Below are 21,541 nucleotides of genomic sequence, written 5' to 3' on the forward strand. Positions count from 1 at the left end.
GGGGTCACCAGCTCTCGGGGTCGTGCGGAAGACGGTCTAGCGGAAGGCGGTCGTGCGGGTGGCGGTCGTGCGGGTGGCGGTCGTGCGGGAGGCGGTCGTGCGGGAGGCGGTCGTGCGGGAGGCGGTCGTGCGGGAGGCGGTCGTGCGGGAGGCGGTCGTACGGGAGGCGGTCTTTGAGGAAGCGGGTGTGGCCGTCGCGGTAGGCCGTCCAGCGGGCGCGGGTGACGTCGCGCTGGAGGGTGCGGGCGGGGTCGCCGAGGTCGGGCGCGATCACGCCGTCGGGCTCCAGCTCGGAGAACCAGTAGCGCTCGCCGTCGTGCAGGAAGTCGACGCAGAAGAACGGGATGGGCACCCGCTCGTAGAAGTACGCCGTGGCCGCCGCCAGCTCGGGCGGCACGGGCGGGAACTCCATCGTGCCGCCCCTGCTGGCGTTGGCGACCGGCGAGCCAGGCTCCGGGATGCGTTTCATGACCGCGTACGGCTCGCCGTCCACGACATAGACGCGGTAGTCCACGGTGCCGTCGCCCAGGTAGGGCTGGACGACGAGCGTGGTGTCGCCGCCCTGGGCGAGGCTGGCCAGGCCGCGCAGCTCCTCGGAGTCGCGGGCCAGGTTCACCCCGCCGCCGCCGCACCAGCCGGCCGGCTTGACCAGGGCCGGGTAGGTGAGGCCGGCGATGGCGGCCTCGTACAGGTGCTTGCTGGTGTCCCGGCCGGTGCCGATGCGCAGCGTCGGGATCGGCGGCACGGGCGAGTCGCGCAGCCGCAGGACGGTGGCCAGCTTGTCGTTGGCCACCGGCGACAGGGACGGCGGGAACGGCAGGTAGAAGCCGGCCTCCTCCAGCACGGCGTAGAGGGCGTACTGGTTGAAGACGTCCATGGACTGGTAGGGCAGGGAGTACAGGGCGGTGATGAAGAGGGTGTCCTCGGGGGTGACGGGCTCGTCGTCCACGAAGACGCGGGGGCGGCCGGGCTCCAGGGCGTCCACGGTGACCGAGTCCGGGGAGTTCCTGGTCCAGCGCAGGCCGAGCTCGGCGGCGACCTCCTCGTACAGGTCCCAGAAGAACGGGTGCCACATCGCGGTGGCCCGGGTGGACTCCCGGTCGGGGAAGATCCAGCACAAACGGCGCAACGAGCTCATGACTCTCCCTTCTGGCTCGCCCACCAGCGGCGGCCGGGCTCGGGCAGGGTGTCGATCGGGTCGTAGAAGGGGAAGCGGCGCTCCGGGCCGGGCGGCTCCAGCCCGATCCCGTGGCTCCTGGTCCAGTACGAGACGCCGCGTTCCCGGTCGTAGGCGGCGGCCTGGTGCACCCAGCGTTTGCCGACGTAGGGCACGTCGCACACGATCCGGGGCGTGGCGTAGCCGGGCAGGTGGCCCATGACGGCCTCCTGGAGGTGCCGCGCCTGGTGCAGCGGGGTGCGCCAGTGCTCGGCGTTGGGGATCAGGTCGCAGACGTAGAAGTAGTAGGGCAGGATCCCGGCCTCGCCGTGCAGGGCGAAGCACAGGTCGAGCAGGTCGTGCGGGGTGGCGTTCACGCCGCGCATGAGCACGCCCTGGTTGCGCACGTCCCGCACGCCGGCCGCGAGCAGGACCCCGGCCGCCTCGGCGACCAGCGGCGTCACCGAGCGGGCGTGGTTGGCGTGGGTGTGCACGGCCAGGTTCACCCCGCGGGCCCGCGCGACGGCCGCCACCCGGCCCACGCCCTCGACCACGGCCGGCTGGAGCCAGTGCTGCGGCAGCCCGACCAGCGCCTTGGTGGCCAGCCGGATGTCGCGTACGGACTCCAGCTCCAGCAGCCGCAGCAGGAACGCCTCCAGCCGCGGCCACGGCATGTTCGCCAGGTCGCCGCCGGAGACCACCACGTCGCGGACGGCGGGCGTGCGCTTGAGGTAGTCCAGCATCAGCTCCTGCCGGTCCACCGGCCTGAGCGTGAGCCTGGCCTTGACGACCTGCGGGGTGGAGGTGCCGACCAGGTCCATCCGGGTGCAGTGGCCGCAGTACTGCGGGCACGTGGCCAGCAGCTCGGCCAGCACCTTCGTCGGGTAGCGGTGGGTCAGGCCCTCCACCGCCCACATCTCGGCCTCGTGCAGCGAGTCCCGCTGGGCCCGCGGATGGCTCGGCCAGACCGGATGCCGGTCGGAGGCGACCGGCACCAGGTAGCGGCGGACCGGGTTGGCCAGGAACGCCGCCGTGAACGCGGCCGGACCGCCGGGTTCGTCCGGCGCCATGACGTTGAGCAGCTGGGGCGTGACCAGCATGGACATGGTGGCGAACCGCGCCACGTCGGCGGCCAGGTCGGCGAGGAAGGCGTCCTGGAGCAGCTCGCCGGTCACGGCGCGGAGCTGCGCCGCGTTGCGCACGCAGTGGGCGCGCTGCCACTGGGCGTCGCGCCACTGCGCCTCGGTGACCCCGCGCCACCCCGGCAGCCGCCGCCAGTCGGGCTCGGCGAGCGCCCGCCGCGCGTACACATAGGGGCGGTCGGGGGCGGGCCCGGGGCCCGCGGTGCTGGGCCGGCCGGTCCCGGGCCCCGCGGCGGCGGGCCGGGTGCTCCCGGCGCCGCCGGCGGGGTGGCGGGGCGTGTCGTCGTGCGGGCTCATCCGGCGAACAGCGCCGCGTGCCGGGTGCGGAGCTCGCGCTTGAGCACCTTGCCTGTGGGGCCGAGCGGGTAGTCCTGCTCGGTACGCGCCAGGATCACCGCGGCCAGCGTGGCCAGGCCCGCGTCGGCCAGCGCCTTGTTGGCCTTCTCCCTGATCTCCTCGGCGGTGACCGCGGCGGCCTCGGCCTGCGTCCGTACGACGGCGATCGGCACCTGCCCCCCGGGCCCCGGCACGCCGACGACCGAGCAGTCCTGGACGAGGTCCGCGCAGTCGGCGATGAGCACCTCCTCGACGGGCAGGCTGTAGACCGGCCCGGCCGCGGTGTCGATCACGTCCACGGTGCGGTCGAGGTGGTAGAAGTCGCCCTCGGCGTCCCTGCGGGCGACGTCGCCGGTGAGCCAGTAGCCGTTGAGCTCGAAGCTGCCGGTCAGCCTGGCGTCGTTCCAGTAGCCGGGGGTGCGCGACGGGGTGATCACGCCCAGCAGGCCGACCTCGCCGTCGGGCAGCTCCCGGCCGTTCTCGTCGAGCACGGCGGCCTTGATCACCGCGTCCTGCGGCTTGCCCACGCAACGGTCGGCGCGCGGCGTCTCGGGCGTGGTGACCTGGCCGAACAGCGCCATGCCCATCTCCGAGGAGCCGAGCCCGTCGACGAACTGGGAGCCGGGCAGCGGCTCGCCGGCGGCCTCGCCGCGCGGCAGCAGCCACGACCTGATCAGCCCCGCGGGCCGCTCGCCGAGCTGGACGAGCCGCCGGATGTGCCCGTAGTGGGCGCTGTCCCCGGTGTTGAACCAGGAGTGCACCCTGGCCGCGCCCCTGACCGGCAGCTCGCCGGTGGCCAGCTCGACGAACGTGCGCGGGAACGAGGCCACCATGGTCGGCTGGAACGCCTCCATGACCGGCTCCACCCCGGCCCGCCGCCAGTCCGACATGATCACGGTCGGCAGCCCGAGCAGCACCGCGGTGAGGAAGTAGCTGAGCCCGCCCGCGTGCGTGTGCGGCATGAGCGACATCAGCCGGTCGTACGGCTCCGCCGGGAAACGCACCATCCGGAGCTGTTTGCCGTCCCAGAAGCTGCGGTGTCCGAGGATGGTGGACTTGGGGGTGCCGGTGGTGCCGGAGGAGTGGATGAGCGCCACCACGTCGTCCGGCTCGTGCCGGTACGGGTACTGCTCCGGCAGCCCGCTCGACGCCGCGTCGTGGGCCCGCACCTCGGCCGCCAGGGCGACGAACCGGGGCCGGGCGCGCGGCGTGTTGCGGTAGGCGAGCTGCAGCCGGGTCGTGTCGTCGGCGACCACGCCCACCACGCCGACGTGCTCCAGATAGCCGGCCATGACGTCGGCCCGCATGGCGTCGTTGACCATCGCCGGGATCGCGCCGAGCGCGGTGAGCGCCAGGAAGTGCAGCAGCGGCTCCAGGCCCTCGGCGACGACGACGCCCACGGGCTCGCCGGGCCGCACGCCGTTGGCGTGGTACCAGGTGGCGTACCGGTCGCGCAGGGCCGCGAGGTCGGTCAGGCTGTGGCCGCGTAACACGACCTGGCCGCGGTGGTCGGTGTGGTGGCTGTGGATGAACGGCACCGACCGGTTGGGGTTGGCCGCCAGCGCGTGGTCGAGGAAGTTGCCCGCGCCGAGGCCGGGCTCGGTCATGAAGCCCTGCCGTACGGCCAGGGGGGCGATCGGGGTCTGGTCAGTCATGGATGTGCCTCCACGTCGCGTCGATCTCCGCGGCCACCCGGTGTCCTGAGCGGATGGCGCCTTCCATCAGGCCGAAGAACTCGGTGCTCGTCTCGGTGCCGGCCCAGTGCACCCGCTGGTGGGGGGTCGTCAGCCGCGGGCCGAGCCGCAGCCAGTCGCCCGGCCCGAACAGCGCCGCGTAGCAGCCCCGGCTGTGCTCGTCGCTCAGCCAGTCGGTCACGTGGCAGGCGTCCGGGGCGGGCAGGCCGGGGAACAGCCGCGCGACCTGGGCCCGCGCCCGCTCGGCCTGCTCGTGCGGGGGCAGCGCGGCGAACGCCTTGGCCTGCGCGCCGGTCACGAACCCGGTCAGCACGCCCGCCGAGCCGTCCGCGGGCGAGTCGTCCACGGTGGACAGCAGGGGGCCGTCCGCGCTGACCGACCAGCCCGAAAGGCCCTGCTCGCGCCAGAGCGGCGCGGGGTAGACCAGATGCACCTTCACCGCGCAGCCGGGCGCCGTACGGGGGCCCGAGCGCGGCGCGGGCAGGCCCGGCCGGAACTCCACGGCGTCGGCCAGCACCGGCGGCACGGCGACCACCACCGCGTCCGCCCTGGTGGCGCCGGTCGCGGTGACGACGTCCACGCCGGTCGCGTCCTGGTGGACCGCGCGCACCGGCTCGCCGAGGCGCACCCGGTCGCCGAGCCGGGCGGCCAGGCGCAGGCACACCTGGTGGGCGCCGCCGTCGATCCGGTCCTCCTGAGCGCCGCCCGCGAAGGCGTTCAGGTAGCGCAGCCCGCCGCCCGAGCGCAGGTAGAAGGCCAGGTGCAGGACGGACACGTCCGCCGGGTCGGCGGCCATCATCTCGCCGGCGAACAGCGGGAAGAACAGCCGCGCGTCCGGATGCGTCAGGTGCTCGGCGGCCCAGTCCGCCGCCGTGGTGGCGTCCAGGCGGGCGGCGTCCGGGGTCAGCCAGGGGGCCTCGGGGCGGACGGCGGCGGCCAGCTCCTCCAGCGCGTCGAACAGGCCGCCCAGCGCGACCGCCGACAGGGGCGGGAACCGGCCGGTCCCGGGCTCGCCGCCGAGCGCGAACCTGGCCGCGCCGCCCACGGTGGCCGGGGTGGTCTTCAGGTCCAGCTCGGCCAGCAGGGCCGTCAGCGCGGTGTGCCGCTCCCCCAGGTACGCCGCGCCCGCGTCGGCCCAGCCGCCGGGGGCGACCTCGATGCCGTGCGTACGCCCGCCGACGCGGTCCCTGGCCTCGATCACGGTGACCTCGGCGCCGGAGGCGGCCAGGTCGGCGGCGGCGGTGAGCCCCGCGAGGCCCGCTCCCACGACGACGACCCTCATGCCAGGCTCGCGATCTTCTTGGCCAGCGCGGCCGGGGTGGGCGCGTCGAGGAAGTCGTCGAAGTCCAGCTCGGCGCCGCAGTCGCGGGCGATCGCGCTGAGGACGCGGGTGGCGAGCAGGGAATCCCCACCCAAGACGAAAAAGTCGGAATCATCCGTTATTTCGGGGTTTTCCAGTACCCGCCGGAAGATGTCGGAGACGGCGGTGACGTCCACGTGCATGATCTCCTTCAGTTGGTGGTGTAGCGCCGGTGCGAACCGGCGCGGTCGACCTTGCCGCTGGTGGTGTAGGCCAGTTCGGGCACGACGATGATCCGGCTGGGCACCAGGTGGCCCGGCACCCGGTCCCGCAGGTACTCCCGCACCTCGCCGGCCAGCCCGCCCTCGACGTCCCGGCCGGGCTGCGGGTCCTGGGCGTCCCGGGCGGGCTTCGGGTCGTCGGCGTCCTGGACGGGTTTCGGGTGCTCGGCGTCCCGGCGGGGCTGCGGGCGGGGGACGACGTAGGCGGCGAGGGTGGTGTGATCGGCGACCGTGACGCCCGCCACCGCCACCGCGCTCACCCCCGGATGACCGGCGATGTGCGCCTCGACCTCGGCCGGGTCCACCCGGATGCCCCGGATCTTGAGCTCGTGGTCGAGCCGTCCCTCGTGGACGAGCGCCCCGCCGCCGGTCACGGTGACCCGGTCCCCGGTGCGGAAGAACCGCCCGCCACCCGCCTCGGGGGTGACGAAGCGCGCGGCGGTCGCCTCCGGCAGGCCCAGGTAGCCCAGCGCCAGTGCCGGCCCGCCGACCAGCAGCTCGCCCTCCGCACTCACCCGCTGCTCGACGTGCGCAAGCGCCCACCCGATCGGCACCCGCTCCCCCGCCGCCGGTGCCAGCTCACCCCCGGCCCCGTCGGTCATCGGGCCGTGCAGGTCGATGGCGTGCGTGATGAGCGTGGTCTCCGTGCATCCGTAGGTGTTGAGCAGGCGGAGGCCGCCGGTGTCCAGGGCCCGCCAGTCGGCCAGGCGCGACGGGCTGACGGCCTCGCCGCCGATGATCACCAGCCGGACGCACGGAGGCAGCGCGGCGCCTTCGTCGGTCAGGTGCCGTACCAGCTCGTGCCAGAACGCCGTGGGCAGGTCCAGCACGCCGATCCGCTCGTCGGCGACCGCGCGCAACATCCGGCGGAACGAGCCCGAGTGCGCGCCGTCATGGAAGACCAGCGCAGCCCCGCCGGTCAGGGCGGGCAGGATCTCCTCCAGGCAGGTGTCCCAGTTCAGCGAGGCGAACTGGAGCACCCGGTCGGCCGGAGTGATGCCGAACAGCTCGCGCAGCGCCCCGGTCACGACGGAGATCGCTCGCCTGGGCGTCACCACGGGCTTGGGCGCACCGGTCGAACCGGAGGTGAACAGGACGTACGCGGGCGCGTCCCCGGCGACGACCGGCAGCTCACCCGCCGCGCCGCCGCCGAGGTCGCCGCCGGAGTGGTCGGAGTCGTCGTCGGAACTGCCGTCAGGGTCGCCGTGATCGGGCGGGTCGATCACCCGTACGCCGTCCGGGGCCCATGCGTCCGGCCCGGACGCTACCAGCGTGCGGCAGCCGGCCGCCGCCAGCATCGCCTGCCGGCGGGCCCGCGGGTGCGCCGGGTCGACGGGCACGTACGCGCCGCCCGCCGCCAGCGTGCCGAGCAGCGCGGCCACGGTCCCCGGCGTGCGGGACGTCAGCACGCCCACCGCCCCGGGACCGGGCCCGAGCCGCCGGGCAATGGCGCGGACCCAGACGGCCAGCTCGGCGTAGGTGACGGTGCGACCGTCGTGGACCAGGGCCGGACGGCCCGGATGGAGCCCGGCCGTGCGGGCGAACTCCTGGAGAACGTCGTGGTGCGGTTCGGACAACGCTGCCTCTTCCCCGGGGCGACGCGACGGGGCCGGCCGCGCGTCGGCGCGTCTGTCAGCCCGTGTCAAGCGAATGTGGAGCGAACCCAAGCGAGATCGCGTTCAGAGTGCAGCAGGGCGCTGCACGGGGGCTTGATGGCGTCAGGATTTCGGCTGTACTGCCTGTCATGTCTCCTGTATGGCGGCCTGCGACGTGGCAAAGGGGAAATGCGATATGTCAGACGAAACAGCACGGGCGGGTCTGGCGGACGTACTGAAGATCGGACTCCTGGGGGCGGTGCGCGCCTGGCGGGGGCGCCAGGAGATCCCACTCGGGCCGCCCCGGCAGCGCGCGGCGCTGGCCCTGCTCGCGCTGGACGCGGGCCGGCTCGTCTCGGTGAACCGGCTGATCGAGGGCCTGTGGGGCGAACGGCCTCCGGCCGGGGCGCGCAACCTGGTGCAGGGGTACGTCTCCCGGCTGCGTCCCCTCCTGGCCGCGGCCGGCGTCACCATCGCCTACCGTCCGCGCGGCTACCAGCTCGGCCTGGACCCCGGGCAGGTGGACGTGCACGAGTTCCGGACGGCGGTCACCCGGGCGCGCGCCGGCGAGACGGCCGAGCGGCAGGCCACCGGGCTGCGCCGCGCCCTGACCCTGTGGCGCGGCGAGCCGCTGACCGGCGTCTCCGGCGGCGAGCTGCTGGACCGGCTGCGCGACGCGCTCGCCGAGGAACGCCTCGGCGCCGTCGAGGAGTGCCTGGACGCCGAGGTCCGGGCAGGCCGCGCGGCCGTGCTGGTCCCGGAGCTCATCGCGCTGGTCGCCGAGCACCCGTTCCGCGAGGGGCTGGTCGGCCTGCTCATGCTGGCGCTGTGCCGGGCCGGCCGCCGCGTGGACGCGCTGGAGCGGTACGAGCGCACCCGCCGCCGCCTCACCGAGGAACTGGGCCTCGACCCCGGCCCCGAGCTGCGGCAACTGCACCAGCGCATCCTGCGCGGGAACGTTCCGCCGATCAGGCCGGCCGATTCCCGGGAAACGGTGACGCCCGCGCAGCTGCCGCCCGGCCCCGGCCAGTTCACCGGCCGGACCGCCCAGCTCCGGCTGCTCGACCTGCTCACGGCCGACGGCGCCCCACCCACGAAGGACAGCGCCCCGCCCACGACCGGCGGCGACCCGCCCACGACGGGCGGCGCCCCGCTCGCGACCGGCCGCGACGCGCTCGCGGGCGGCGACGACCCGGCCGCCGGCGGGACGGCGATCTCCGTGCTGACCGGCGCGGGCGGGTCCGGCAAGACGGCCCTGGCCCTGCACTGGGCCCACCGCAACCGCCACCGCTTCCCCGACGGCCAGCTCTACGTGGACCTGCGCGGCCACTCGGCCGAGCGGCCGCTGCTGCCGATCGAGGCGCTCGGCCGGTTCCTGCGCGGGCTGGGCCTGCCCGCCGAGCGCGTGCCCGGCACGGTGGAGGAGGCCAGCGCGGCCTACCGCAGCCTGCTGGCCGACCGGCGGGTGCTGGTAGTGCTGGACAACGCCGGCAGCGAGGAGCAGGTCCGCCCGCTGCTGCCGGGCGGACGGCGCTGCGCCACCGTGATCACCAGCAGGGACCGCCTGGACGGCCTGGTCGCCCGGGACGGCGCGATCCCCGTCCCGCTCGGCGTGTTGTCCACCGGCGAGGCGGTCACGCTGTTCGGCGGGATCCTCGGCGGCGAACGGCTGGCCGCCGAGCGGGACGCGGCGCTCGACCTGGCCAGGGCGTGCGGCCGGCTGCCGCTGGCGCTGCGCATCGCCGCCGCGGGCATCCTCGGCCGGCCGGGCGGGGACGCCGTCGGCGGCATCGCCGGTCAGGTGCGCCGGCTCACCGGCACCCGATTATCGGCTTTGGCGGTCACCGGAGATCCGCACGCGGCCGTGCGCGGCGCGTTCGACCTGTCCTATCACCGCCTGGATCCGGCGGCGCGGCGGCTGTTCCGGCTGCTGGCGCTCGTCCCCGGGCCCACGTTCACCGCGGGGGCGGCCGACGCGCTGGCCGGGACCGTGCCCGCCGAGGCCGACCGGCTGCTGTCCGGGCTCGCCGCCGCGCACCTGGTCGAGGAGCCGGAGCCGGGCCGCTACACCTTCCACGACCTGATGCGGGAGTACGCCCGCGAACGCGTGCTGGCCGAGGAGTCAGCGCCGGGACGGGCCCGCGCCCTGGACGCGCTGATGGCCTGGTACCTGCGGATGGTCCGGGAGGCCGGCGACGTCGCCTACCCCCACCTGCTGCGCGCCCCCGCCGACGGCTCCGGCCGCCCGGCCGCCTTTCCCGCCGCCGCCGCCGCGCTGGCCTGGCTGGACGCCGAGCGCGCCAACCTCGTCGCCGCCGTACGGAACGCCCCCGACCACCCGTACGCCTGGCGGCTCATCGACGCCATGAACGGCTACCTCGACCTGACCGGCGGCCAGCCCGGCTGGACGGACGTGCTGCGGGACGCGCGGCGGGCCGCCCGCGCGGCCGGCGACCACCTGGGGCAGGCGGCCGTCGGGCACTGCCTGGCCGCCACCCGGTGGCGGGCGGCCGAGCTGACCGAGGCGGTCGCGGAGCTGCGCGGGGCGTTCACGGCCGCCGAGCTGGCGGGCTGGCCGGAGGGGAAGCTCGCGGCGCTGGCCGCGCTCGGCGTGGTCCACCTCCAGCAGGGCAGGCTCGGCGCGGCCCGGCGGCTGCTGGCCCTGGCCGTGGACGGCTCGCGGCGCTCCTCGCGGGTGGGGGCCGCGCCGCTCGTCGACCTCGGGCTGGCGCTGACCCAGATGGGCCGGCTCGACGCCGCCGAGGAACGTCTGAGCGAGGCGGTGTCGCTCTGCCGCGACCGCGGGCTGCCGGCGACCGAGGCCGCCGCGCTGGCCAGCCTCGGCAACGTGCTCCGGCTGACCGGCCGGCTGGGCGAGGCCGTCCGGTGCCTGACGGCGGCGCGCGGGCTCGGCGCCGCCATCGGCGAGCGGTCCCAGGCCGAACTGTGCAGGGAACTGGCCGACGTGCACCTGGACGCGGGCCGGCGGGCCGACGCGCTCGGCTACGCCGAGGAGGCGCTGCGGCGGGCGCTGGCGGTCGGCGATCCCAAGCTGGAGCTGGACGCCCTGCTCGGGCTCGGCCGGATCCGCTGCCAGACCGACCCCGGGGCCGCCGTCGGGCAGCTGAGCGCCGCGCTGGAGCGGGCCCGCGGCATCGGCGCCGCCGTGGGCCAGGCGGACGCGCTCGTGGGGCTGGCCGTGGCGCGTACCCGTCTGGACGAGCACGTGACCGCCATGCGCGACACGCTGGCGGGGCTGGCGCTGGCCAGGAAGGCGGGCGCGGTGCTGGTGCAGGGCGCGGCGCTGGCGGCGGGCGCGGAGGCGGCGCTGGCGGGCGGCGACCCGGGCCTGGCCATCTCCTACGCCGCCCGCGCGGCCCGCGTCCACGCCGGCAGCGGCTACAAGCTGGGCGAGGCGCGGGCCCTGCTGACGCTGGGACGCGCCCACCGCCGCACCGGCGACGAGCCGGCCGCCGAACGGTTCCGGGAACGGGCCGGCGACCTGTTCACGGCGGTCCTGGATCCGCCGCCGGCCCGGCCCGCCGAGGTGGCCGCGGGCCGATGACCGGCCCCGCCGGAACCTCGCCGGGATCGGCCTCGGCGGGATCAGTCTCGGCGGGATCAGTGGAGGACGCCGTGCTCCGCGGCCCAGGCGGCGACCTGCGTGCGCGAGCCGAAGTTGAGCTTGAGCAGGATGTTGGCGACGTGCCGGGCGGCCGTGGCCGGGCTGATGAACAGCTCCTCGCCGATGGCCCGGTTGGACAGCCCCCGGCTGATCAGCACGACGATCTCTCGCTCGCGCGGCGTGAGCACCGACGCCGGGCCCGACGCAGCCCCCGCCGCACTGCCCGCCGCGGGCCGCGGCGCGCCCTGGGCCGGCCGCTCGCCCCGCAGGCCGTAGCGCAGGGCCTCCTCCTCCGTCATGCCGCCGCCCATCGTCCACCAGAGCTGGACCTGCCCCTCGCCGGCCTCCGCGCGGGCGCGGGCGAGCAGCGGCTCGGGCGTGGCGGACGTCCAGACGGGCAGCCCGAGCCGCTCCTCCATGGCCTTGGCCGCGGCCCAGAGGCGTACGGCGGTCTCCAGGTCGTGCTGCTTCTCGGCCAGGACCGCGAGCGCCACCAGCGCGGAGATGATCGGCAGGTGCTGCCCCATGGACCGGCTCAGCGTCACGCACCTGGCCAGCCGCGCCCTGGCCCGCTCCGCGTCGCCCTGGCGGGCCAGGACCGCGCCGAGCAGGCCGAGACTGGTGGCGAGGACGGGCTTGGCCGCCATCTCCTCGGCCAGCTCGGCGCACTCCTCCAGGTGGCGGCGGGCGCTGTCGAGGTCGCCGAGGAAGTCGGCGAAGCGGCCCAGCTCCAGGTGGGCCCTGGTGACCCCCCACAGGTGGCCGAAGCGGGAGTAGACCTCGATGGCCTCCTCGCCCCTGGTCAGCGACTCGCGCCGGAGGCCCTGGAAGGCGGCCGCCCCGGACAGCAGCAGCCGCGCCGACGCCTCGATCAGGCCGTTGCCGACGCGCAGGGCCAGTTGCAGGGCCTCTTCGCCGCGCTCGGCGGCCAGCGCGAGGTCGCCTTTGGTGCCTTCGTACATGCCGGCGATCACGAGGGTGAAGGCCAGCATGAAGTCGTCGCCGGTCGCCCGGCGCAGCTCAAGGGCGCGGGCGGCCGACTCGCCGCAGGCGGCGGCGTCCTGCTGCTCGTAGGCCAGGTTGGCGTGGTGGAGCAGGGCCTCGGCGGACAGGTCGCCGAGGGAGCGGGCGGCGGGCAGCGCGAGCAGGCTCTCGTACCAGCGGCGGCCCTCGGTCAGCTCGCCGAACCCGGCCCACAGCGGCATGTAGCCGCACGCGAGCCGCAGACCGGGCTCGGCCAGGCCGGACCGGACGGCCCAGGACAGGGCCTCGCGGGCGTTGCCCAGCAGGTCCTGGAGCGCGAGCAGCCGGGCGTAGCGCTGCGGCCAGGTCAGGCCGGGCGTGGCCCACACGTCGCGGCCGTGGTGGTGGGCGAGGTCGGCCAGGCCGTGGAGCAGCCGGTCGCGCAGCTGCCGGGTCTCGCCGGCCGACTCCAGCTTCCCGGCGGCGAACTGGCGGGCCGACTCCAGCAGCCGGTAGCACGAGCTGCCCTGGTCGAACAGCACGAGCGACTTGTCGACCAGGCCGCTGAGCACGTCGAGGACCTGGGCGGCGGCCAGGCTCGGCCCCGCGCAGACGGACTCGGCCAGGTCGAGGGTGAACGGCCCGCTGAACACCGCGAGCCGCCGGAAGAGCACCTGCTCCTGCGGGGAGAGCAGGTCGTGGCTCCATTCGAGGGTGGCCAGCAGGGTGCGCTGCCGGGCCGGCGCGGTGCGGCCGCTCGCCGTCAGCAGCCGGAACCGGTCGTTGACCCGGGCCGAGATCTGGCCGGGCGACATCGCGGCGGTCCTGGCCGCGGCCAGCTCCAGGGCCAGCGGCAGGCCGTCGAGGGCGTGGCAGAGCCGGGCGATGTCGCCGGCGTTGGCGCCGGTGACCGCGAGCCCCGACCCGGCCGACCGCGCCCGGTCGAGGAAGAGCTGCACGGACTCGACCCGCTCGACCTCCTCGGCCGCCTCCGCCGGGCCGGGCAGCGCCAGCGGCGGCACCCGCCACACCAGCTCGCCGGGGATCTTCAGCGGCTCCCGGCTGGTCACCAGCAGCCGCAGGTCCTCGCAGGAGGTCAGCAGCCGCTCGGCCAGCTCGGCGCACGCCTCGACCAGGTGCTCGCAGTTGTCCAGGACGAGCAGCGGCTTCTTGCCGCGCAGGAAGTCGACCAGCGTGTCGAGCAGCGGCCGCACGCCCTCCTCGTGCACGCCCAGCACCTTGGTGATCTCGTGGACCAGCAGGTCGGCCCGGGTCAGCCTGGACAGCTCGGCCAGCCAGACCCCGTCGGGGAAGGACGGGACCAGCCGGGCGGCGATCTGCAGCGCGCACCGGGTCTTGCCGGTGCCTCCGACGCCGCTGAGCGTCAGCAGCCTGACCTCACCGACCAGCCCGCACAACTCCTCCAGGTCCCGTTCCCGCCCGATGAACCTGTCGGGCTCGGCGGGAAGGTTGTGTCTGAGCAACGTCACCATGATCCTCATGTGTCTGGACCCCAGGATTGGCACCCAGTGTGACACCGCCCTCACGAGCTGTCAGAGGTTTGCCCCAAGCGCGGGACCGGCGGCGCGGACCGGGACGACCCGCAGCCGCGCGTCGATCAGCAGGGTGACGTCGTGCTCGGTGATGATCCGGCGGCACTCGGCGGGGTCGGGCTCGTGCGCCGCGACCAGCCGCGCGCCCGCCCCGAGCACCATGTCGTAGGCCCGCAGGTCGGCCCCGGCGACCAGGACGACGTCGGCGGCGCCCACCTTGCGGGCGGTGGTGAGCCGGGCGGTGGGCTCGATCGGGCCGTCGGCGCCGAGCAGGCTGTCGAAGCCGGCCGCGCCGGGGACGCCGGTGAAGGAGTAGACCTGCCGGATGTCGGCCTCCTGGGCGATGGCGTCGGCGTCGTCCCGGTCGGTGATCATGATGCGGGCGCCGGTGGCGGCCGGTCCGCCGGGGATGGACACGACCACGCCGCCCGCGGCGAGCACGGCGTACCCGGCGACGGGCAGGTGGCAGCCGCCGCGCAGCAGCACGACCACCGGGTCGCCGGGGCGCAGGCCGCGCCGCCGCAGGCCCTGGGCGGCCTGGCGGGCGCGGACGGCGAGCGTGCCGTACGTGAGCGTGGCGCCGCTCGCGGCCTCGGCGACCGCCACCCGCGGGCCGAGAGCGGCCGCCCGCAGCAGGACCGTCTCCGTCCAACCAGTCATGGCCCCCAGGCTAGGAAGGGGGCGGCCGGGCGGCATGGTCCAGAGTGTGTAACCGGGTGTGTAATCCGGCCGCGCCATACCCGATTCCGCATGGCTTGAGCCCGCGCGGGGGCGGCGCGCGTACCTCCTGACGGCAGATCCCGGTTCCGGTTTCGGAGGTACGTCATGCACCGCAGAGTCGCCCTGCTCGCCGTCGTCGCGCTCGCCGTGGCGGGCGCGCCGGTCCCCGCGCAGGCCGGGACCGCCCTGGATCGCGGGCCCGTGGGCTGGTCGGGGGCCGGTTCGTCGGCGCAGCGCAGGACCGTCATGGAGTACTGGACGCCGGAGCGCATGCGGGCGGCCAGACCGCTCTCCGCGCCCACGCCGCGCCGCGGGACGTCCTCCGGCGGGCCGACGCAGGGCACGCCCTGGGCGACCCGCGGGGTGACGGGCGGCCGCCGGATCACGACGTCCTCCTGGACCGGCTCCCGGACCGGCGCGGCGGCCTCCTCGCTCGCCGGGAGCACGGCGGCGGCGGCCCGCCGGGCGGCGCCCGCGCAGGACAGTCCGGGCCAGGCGTGGGCGGACGGGGGCGGCGTCGCCCGCACGGTCGGCCGGGTCTTCTTCACCACCGCCGAGGGGCGTACGGCCTCCTGCTCGGGCACCGCGGTGACCAGCGCCAACCAGAGCGTCGTGATGACCGCGGGCCACTGCGTCAAGATGAACGGCGCCGCCCACCGCAACTGGGTGTTCGTCCCTGGCTTCGACGACGGCCGCCGCCCGTTCGGCACGTGGGTGGCCACCCGGCTGCTGACCACCCAGCAGTGGAACACCAACGAGGACATCAACTTCGACGTCGCCGCCGCCGTGGTCGCGCCCTTACAGGGACGCACGCTCACCGACGTCGTCGGCGGCCAGGGGGTGGCCTTCAACCAGCCCACCGGACGGCAGATGTTCTCCTTCGGCTACCCGGCCGCCGCCCCCTTCGACGGCTCCGACCTGGTGTTCTGCAGCGGACGGGTGTTCAAGGACCCGGTCAGGACCCGCGACCAGGGGCTGCGCTGCGCGATGACCGGCGGGTCGAGCGGCGGGCCGTGGTTCGAGGGGTTCGACACCTCCAGCGGCCTCGGCTGGCTGAACTCCGTCAACAGCTTCAAGTACGACTTCGCCCCCGACTTCATGTTCGGCCCCTTCTTCGGCAACGAGGCCATGGCCGTCTACCAGGCCGCACAACGCTCCGGCGCCGCCTGACCACCGCCGGCGTCCGCTGACTGATCTGTTTTGGGCCCCCCGGCCGGTATTCCGGCCGCACGGCGGACGCTCTGACCCGGCGCACGAACGCCACCACGCCGTCAGGCGACCCACGGGGGACCACGTTGACCCAGACCAGTGCCGACGCCCATGCCGCGTCCCGCCTCCGGCCGGCGGCGGTGCTGCGGCTGCTGGCGGGGCGGGGCGCGTTCCGGGCCGGTACGCAGGTCGCCGCGGCGGCGCCGGCGGCCGTGTGGGACGGGGCGACGTTCGGCCACTACGCCACCGCGCTCGGGCTGTGCGGATGGCTGCTCCTGGTCGCGGACGCGCCGGAGAAGGCCGCGCTGAAGACGCTGGCGCGGGTCAGGCGGACCGGCCCGGCGGTGGCCAGGCTGACGGTGGCCATGTCCGCCGCGCCGGTCGCGGTGCTGCTGGCGGTGCTCGTTCCCGTGGCGGTGACCGCGCCGCTGTCGACGGCGGCCCTCTGTCTCACGGCAGGGGCGTGGTCGGCCTGCACGGGCCTGCTGATGACGGTCTCCGGGCTGCACCGTGTGCGCGGCCGGCCCGTGCTGGACACGATGGCGTTCGTGGCCGGCGGCGGCGTGGTGCTCGCCGTCACCGCCGCCACCCTGTGGACCGGCTGGCCGCCGCAGACGCACCTGCTGCTCGTCCTGGCCGGGACGGTCGCGGTGACCTGCGGGGCGCTGGCGACGCTCCCCCGCGACTGGCTGCGCCCGCCTGCCGGTCATGGGCGGCGGGCGTTGCTGCGTCCCCTGTCGCGGGCCGCCTGGTTGCTGGGGGCGGCCGACCTGTGCGACGCGCTCTGCTTCGCGGTCGTGTACCTGGTGCTCGGCGCCTCGGGGCGGGCGGGGCAGAGCGGCGTGCTGTATCTCGCGCTGCTGCCGGCGGTCGCGGTCTGCCAGCTCGTCATCTACCTGCTGCGGGTCACGCAGCCGGCGACCTCGCGGCGGCTGCGCGGGCTCGCCGGACGGGCCGGGCGGGCGCGGGCGGTCCATCTCCTGGGCCGGGCCGGGTGGGCGGGGGCCGCCGTCGCCGTCGCCTGCGCGGCCCTGCTCCGGTGGGCTCCGGACGGGCTCGCGGCGTCGCCGGTGATCATGGCCGGGCTGGTCGTCGTCGTGCCGGCGCTGTTCCTGACCGTGATGTACGCGGCCTACCTGGTGGAGAACACGAACAACGACGTGCTCGCCGTCACGTCGGCGGGCGCGTTCGCCGGGCTGGTGGCCACCGCCTCGCTGGCGGTCGTCGTCGTGCCGTGGTCGGGGGCGGCCGGGGGCCTGGTGGCGCTGGCCCTCGGGGTGCCGGTGAAGGCCCATGTGATGCGCCGGATGCTGATCTCGCGGAACTCGGAGTGACGACATGTACGTGATGGGCATCTCCCGGGCGCACGACTCCGCGGCGGCGCTGGTGCGCGACGGCGAGATCGTGGCGTTCGCCGAGGAGGAGCGGCTCACCCGCGTCCGGCACGACGGCCGGTTCCCCCGCCGGGCGGTCGCGTACTGCCTGGAACAGGCGGGGATCGGGCTGGACGAGGTGGACCACGTGGCCTTCCACGGGCAGCGGACGGGCTCCCCGCCCGGCTGGGAGGTCAGGGAGGCCGCCGGGCACACCGGCCCGGCCGGGTTCGGGGTGCACCTGGTGGAACACCACCGCGCGTACGCGGCCGGCGCCTTCCACGTGAGCCCGTTCGACTCGGCCGCCGTGCTCACGATGGACGGGACCGGCACCTGCCTGGCCGTCGCCGACGGGGACCGGATCAGGCACCTGCGGCACGTCGGTCACCCCCACTCGCTGGGCGCCCTGTACGCGGCGGTCACCGGCTACCTCGGCTTCCGTCCCGGCCTGGACGAGGACAAGGTGATGGCGCTGGCGGCGTACGGCGGCGACACCTACGTCCAGCCCTTCGCCGACCTGCTGCGCCTGACCCCGTACGGCGGCCACGAGCTGGACCTGAGCTGGTTCGAGCCGCACGCGGGCGGCGGACGGCACACGGTCTCTGCGAGGTTCCTCGACGCCTTCGGCCCGCCGCCCCCGCCCGCCGGGAAGATCCTCACCCAGCACGCCGTGGACGTCGCCTTCGCCCTCCAGGCCACCCTTGAGCGGGCCGGGCTGCACCTGGCCCGATGGCTGCGCGAGACGACCGGGGCGACCCGGCTCGCGGTGGCCGGCGAGACCGCGATGAACCCGATGCTGAACGGCCGCCTGCTGGCCGAGTCCGGCTTCGAGGAGCTGTTCGCCCAGCCCGCCGCCGCCTCGCTCGGCGCGGCGCTGGAGGTGAGCGTCGGCCTGTACGGCCGGCCCCGCCCGGCGGGCGGTCACGTGTTCGCCGGGCCCGGCTTCACCGCGGAACGCATGGAGAAGGCGCTGCGCGACGCGGGCGTGGACTACCGGCGGCCGGACGACATCGCCGGGCACGCCGCCGCCCGCATCGCCGACGGCCTGATCGTGGGCTGGTTCCAGGGCCGGACGGAGTGCGGGCCGCGCGGCCTGGGCAACCGCTCGCTGCTGGCCGACCCGCGCGACCCCACGTCCGCCGCGCGCATGAACGAACGGGTCAGGCGCCGGGAGCCGTTCCTGCCGCTCGCGCCGTCGTGCCTGGCCGAGCGGTCCGCGGACTACTTCGCCGGGGGGCATCCCTCGCCGGTCATGCTGCTCGGGTTCGACGTGCTGGACCACCGCCGCGGCGAGGTGCCCGCGATCACGCACGTGGACGGCAGCGCCCGCGTGCAGACGGTGAGCCGGGCCGCCAACCCGCTCTTCCACTCCCTGATCACCCGCTTCGAGGCGCTGACCGGCGTGCCGATGCTGGCCGGCGCCTCCTTCCGGGACGACGACGAGCCGATCGTGTGCACGCCCGAGGACGCCGTCGCCTGCTACCTCAGGACCGGCGCGGACGCGCTGGCCCTCGGCCCGTTCTGGGCCCGCAAGCGCCGGACGGACGACCGGGCCGGCCGGGAGGCGGACCGATGAGCGGCGCGAGGTCCCTGGTCGTGCTCGGGGCCGCCGACGGCTCGCTGTCCACCTACCGGGCGGCGGCCGGCATGGGCCTGCGGACGATCGCGGTCGACCGTTCGGCCCACGCGCCCGGCGTCGCCCTGGCCGACGAGTACCTGCCGGTCAGCACGCACGATCCGGCCGCCGTCGCGGCCGCGCTCGCCGGACGTGCCGACCTGGCGGGCGTGGTGGCCCCCTCCAGCGACGTCGCGGTGCCCGCGCTGCGCGCGGTGGCCGACGCGTTCGGGTTGCCGGGCCGGCTGTCGGAGACGGCGGCGCGGGCCTCGGTGGACAAATGGGTGCTCCGCGGCATCCTCGACGACCTGGGCGTGTCCTCCTACCCGTGGATCGTCGGCGACGACCCGGCCGACCTGGCGGTCCGGGCGCGCGGGCTGCCCTTCCCCGTGGTGGTCAAGCCCGCCGACGCCCAGAGCGGGCGCGGGGTGAGCAGGTGCGCCTCCCCCGGCGACGTGCGCGCCGCCGCCGAGGAGGCCCGGCGCAGCTCGTACGGGGGGCTGGTGATGGTCGAGGAGGAGATCCGCGGGATCCTGTGCAACTGCGAGTGCGTCGTGGACGACGGGCGGGTGGCGTTCGTCGCGACCAGCCTGCAGACGGTCAGCCCGCCGCCGCTGGTGCTGACCATGAGCCGCCGGATGCCGGCCGGGCTGCCCGGCGGCGTCCTGGACACCACACGTTCGATCATGGACAAGGTCTGCGAGCGCCTGGACTACCGGCGCGGCCCGCTCAACCTCGACCTGATCGTCACCCCGGACGGCCGGCCGTACGTCATCGAGCTCGGGCTGCGCACCGGCGGCAACGGCACCGACGACATGGTGCGGTCCTGCTACGGCGTCGATCCGGTGCGGGCCGCTGTGCAGGCCGCGGTCGGCCTGCCGATCGAGCTGCGCCCGCACCCGCCCCGGCCGGTCCTGTGGCGGGTGCTGACCGCCGGGCGCGCGGGCGAGCTGGTGTCGGTGTCCGGCGTGGCGGCGGCCAGGGCGCTGCCGGAGGTGGCCGAGCTGGTCCTGCTGGCCCGCCCGGGGCAGCGGGTGCGGCCCTACCGGGACGTCTCCGACCGGCTCGGCTGGTTCGTCGTGCACGCCTCCGGCCCGGCGGAGCTGGACGCGGCCGCCGCCGCCGTCACCCGGGCGCTGCGCTTCGAGGTGCGCGGCGATGGACGGCGTTGACGTGGCCCGCCCGGCCGGCGAGGCGGGCGATGTACAGCGTTGAGGTGGCGGCCTCCATCGGCGAGGTCGGGGCCGGGGAGTGGGACGCGCTCGCCGACGGCGTGCCGTTCGTGCGGCATCACTGGCTGGCCCTGGCCGAACGCGTCCTGTCCGGGCACCGGCCGCGCTACCTGCTGGTCCGCAAGGACGGCGGGCTCGTGGCCGCGGCGGTGTGCGCGCTGGAGCACCGGCTGCACAACCCGGTGCTGGAGTCCCGGTTCGGGCGGCTGACCAGGAGGTGGCCGTTCCTCCAGGTCCAGGCGCCGATGACGGCGACGTCCGGGCTGCTGGGCGGTGAGGGGCCGCAGCGGCGGGTCCTGCTGCGGGCGGTGCGGTCGCTGGTCAGGCGCGAGCGGCTGCTGTTCTGCGTCGTCGACCACCTGCCGTACGCCGCCGGGCAGCCGGGCTACAGCCGCCTGGGCTGGTTGCCGGAGACGCTGCTGGACCTGACGTGGCCGTCGTACGAGGCGTACCTGGACCATCTGCCGCGCAAGAGGCGGGCCGAGATCCGGCGCACGCAGCGCCGGGCCGCACGCGAGGGCATCGAGGTCCGCCCGCTGACGCCCGGGCCGGGCGGGGAGCCGGACCGGCTGCTGGACCGGCTGGGCCCGATGGTGGCCGCGGTGGACCTCCGCCACGGGCCGCACGTCTTCTACCGGCCGCGTCTGTTCACCGAGGCGGCCGGCGCCCTGGGCGCGGACCTGACCGTCCTGGCCGCCCGCCGCGACGGCGCGCCGGTCGGCTGCGTCGCCCTGCTGCGCGACGGCGACGAGCTGGTCGCCCGGTGGATCGGGCGCGACTACGCCCGCACCGAGGGCACCGCCGTCTACCACGCGCTGCTCACGGCGTGCGTACGGGCCGCCGTCGGCTCGGGCGCGCGCAGGCTGCGGCTCGGCGGCGCGGCGTACGAGACGAAGAAGCAGTTCGGGGTGCGGCTGGAGCCGCGCAGCCGGTTGTTCGCCGCCCGCGGCGCGATGGTCACCCGGCTCGTCGGCGGGCTGGGCCACCGCCTCGACCCGCCGCAGCTCCCGTCCCCGCCATCCAGCACGTGACCCGGAAAGGACGAGGGCCGGTGCGCGCCGCCGTTCAGCGCTCGCGGCGCTCCGGGGGGAGCTCGCCCGCGAAGACGCGTAGCTGGAGGGCCAGCGTGGCGTAGTAGCCGACCAGGGTGGTCAGCTCGAACAGGCCGCGCTCGCCGAGCGCCGCCGTGACCGCCCGGTAGTCCTCCTCGGCCAGCGTCCCCGTCCGGGTCAGCTCGCGGGCGGCGAGGACGGCGGCGCGTTCGGCCGGGTCGGCCAGGCCGGGCGGACGTCCCTCGCGCACCGCGGTCAGCTCGGCCTCGGTCAGGCCGCAGGACCGGCCCACCGCCTCGTGCGCGTCGCGTTCGAAGTCGCTGCCCCAGTGGGCGGCGACCACGAGGATCGCCAGCTCCCTGGCCCGGTCCGGCAGCACCGACCCGTAGCGCACCGCCGCGCCCAGCGCCTGGAGCGCGCCGCCGACCGGCGGGCTCAGCAGCATGGCGTTGAACGGGCCGCGCAGCCGTCCCCGCTCGTCGGTGAGGGGGAAGACCTGGGGGCCCGCCGCCCGGGCGCCGCCGGTGATGGCGCGGTAGACCTCGCTCTGGGCGTCGTCCAGGTCTTCCGGGGGAAGGGCGGGCAGCCGGGCGGTCATGCGGTGCTCCTGTCTCGGCGACGCGGGCCACCCGGGCTCCGCCGGCGGGTGGACCTGCGGTGACGTCTCGCGCTCGGGTGCCGGTGGCGCGGTTAGC

Annotated in this window: 15 protein-coding genes; 6 read left to right on the top strand and 9 right to left on the bottom strand. The window is 75.8% G+C overall.

Annotation, left to right across the window (positions count from 1 at the left end; genetic code table 11):
- Positions 1-4: 4 nt before the first annotated feature.
- The 6 genes from ACIBQ6_RS46110 to ACIBQ6_RS46135 are packed head-to-tail and all read right to left on the bottom strand — an operon-like array spanning position 5 to position 7,486.
- Positions 5-1,138, bottom strand: coding sequence for a RimK family alpha-L-glutamate ligase (locus tag ACIBQ6_RS46110; RefSeq protein WP_397219026.1), 1,134 nt, complete (start codon positions 1,136-1,138; stop codon positions 5-7).
- Positions 1,135-2,595, bottom strand: coding sequence for a KamA family radical SAM protein (locus ACIBQ6_RS46115; protein WP_397219027.1), 1,461 nt, complete (start codon positions 2,593-2,595; stop codon positions 1,135-1,137). Before ACIBQ6_RS46115 ends, ACIBQ6_RS46110 begins: the two co-directional genes overlap by 4 nt.
- Positions 2,592-4,289 carry a class I adenylate-forming enzyme family protein gene (locus ACIBQ6_RS46120; RefSeq protein WP_358292660.1) on the bottom strand — a complete coding sequence of 566 codons (1,698 nt, stop codon included), beginning with the start codon at positions 4,287-4,289 and terminating at the stop codon, positions 2,592-2,594. The genes ACIBQ6_RS46115 and ACIBQ6_RS46120 overlap by 4 nt, the downstream gene beginning before the upstream one ends.
- On the bottom strand, positions 4,282-5,610 hold the full coding sequence (locus ACIBQ6_RS46125) for an FAD-dependent oxidoreductase (protein ID WP_358292657.1): 1,329 nt from the start codon (positions 5,608-5,610) through the stop codon (positions 4,282-4,284). The genes ACIBQ6_RS46120 and ACIBQ6_RS46125 overlap by 8 nt, the downstream gene beginning before the upstream one ends.
- On the bottom strand, positions 5,607-5,825 hold the full coding sequence (locus ACIBQ6_RS46130; protein WP_352324385.1) for a phosphopantetheine-binding protein: 219 nt from the start codon (positions 5,823-5,825) through the stop codon (positions 5,607-5,609). Before ACIBQ6_RS46130 ends, ACIBQ6_RS46125 begins: the two co-directional genes overlap by 4 nt.
- A gap of 14 nt (positions 5,826-5,839) precedes the next feature.
- Positions 5,840-7,486, bottom strand: coding sequence for an AMP-binding protein (locus ACIBQ6_RS46135; protein ID WP_397219028.1), 1,647 nt, complete (start codon positions 7,484-7,486; stop codon positions 5,840-5,842).
- A 214-nt stretch (positions 7,487-7,700) separates the two neighbouring features.
- Between ACIBQ6_RS46135 and ACIBQ6_RS46140 the strand changes: the two genes are divergently transcribed.
- Positions 7,701-11,069, top strand: a complete 3,369-nt coding sequence (locus ACIBQ6_RS46140; RefSeq protein WP_397219029.1) for an AfsR/SARP family transcriptional regulator — start codon at positions 7,701-7,703, stop codon at positions 11,067-11,069.
- A gap of 56 nt (positions 11,070-11,125) precedes the next feature.
- Here ACIBQ6_RS46140 and ACIBQ6_RS46145 read toward each other — a convergent pair whose 3' ends face one another.
- Entirely contained in the window at positions 11,126-13,576 is a 2,451-nt protein-coding gene (locus tag ACIBQ6_RS46145; RefSeq protein WP_397219030.1) for an ATP-binding protein, read from the bottom strand.
- A 69-nt stretch (positions 13,577-13,645) separates the two neighbouring features.
- Entirely contained in the window at positions 13,646-14,305 is a 660-nt protein-coding gene (locus tag ACIBQ6_RS46150) for an AMP-binding protein (protein ID WP_397219031.1), read from the bottom strand.
- A gap of 165 nt (positions 14,306-14,470) precedes the next feature.
- Here ACIBQ6_RS46150 and ACIBQ6_RS46155 point away from each other — a divergent pair, with 165 nt between their 5' ends.
- The 5 genes from ACIBQ6_RS46155 (at position 14,471) to ACIBQ6_RS46175 (ending at position 20,825) form a co-directional block, all read left to right on the top strand.
- The gene (locus ACIBQ6_RS46155) at positions 14,471-15,535 is read left to right on the top strand and encodes a trypsin-like peptidase domain-containing protein (protein WP_358292642.1); all 1,065 of its coding nucleotides are present in this window, start codon (positions 14,471-14,473) and stop codon (positions 15,533-15,535) included.
- Positions 15,536-15,660: 125 nt separating this feature from the next.
- Entirely contained in the window at positions 15,661-16,908 is a 1,248-nt protein-coding gene (locus ACIBQ6_RS46160; protein WP_397219032.1) for a hypothetical protein, read from the top strand.
- Between the two features lie 4 nt (positions 16,909-16,912).
- A complete protein-coding gene (locus tag ACIBQ6_RS46165; protein WP_397219033.1) occupies positions 16,913-18,523 on the top strand; it encodes a carbamoyltransferase in 1,611 nt (536 codons plus the stop codon).
- Positions 18,520-19,734, top strand: a complete 1,215-nt coding sequence (locus ACIBQ6_RS46170) for a hypothetical protein (RefSeq protein WP_397219034.1) — start codon at positions 18,520-18,522, stop codon at positions 19,732-19,734. Before ACIBQ6_RS46165 ends, ACIBQ6_RS46170 begins: the two co-directional genes overlap by 4 nt.
- A 29-nt stretch (positions 19,735-19,763) precedes the next feature.
- Positions 19,764-20,825: a GNAT family N-acetyltransferase gene (locus tag ACIBQ6_RS46175; protein WP_397219035.1), complete on the top strand. Its 1,062-nt coding sequence runs from the start codon at positions 19,764-19,766 to the stop codon at positions 20,823-20,825.
- A 34-nt stretch (positions 20,826-20,859) separates the two neighbouring features.
- On the opposite strand, the gene ACIBQ6_RS46180 is transcribed toward ACIBQ6_RS46175, so the two are convergent.
- Entirely contained in the window at positions 20,860-21,444 is a 585-nt protein-coding gene (locus ACIBQ6_RS46180) for a carboxymuconolactone decarboxylase family protein (RefSeq protein ID WP_397219036.1), read from the bottom strand.
- Between the last annotated feature and the right edge of the window lie 97 nt (positions 21,445-21,541).

Origin of the sequence: Nonomuraea sp. NPDC049655, from assembly GCF_044465465.1 — a bacterium.
Taxonomy (GTDB): Bacteria; Actinomycetota; Actinomycetes; order Streptosporangiales; family Streptosporangiaceae; genus Nonomuraea.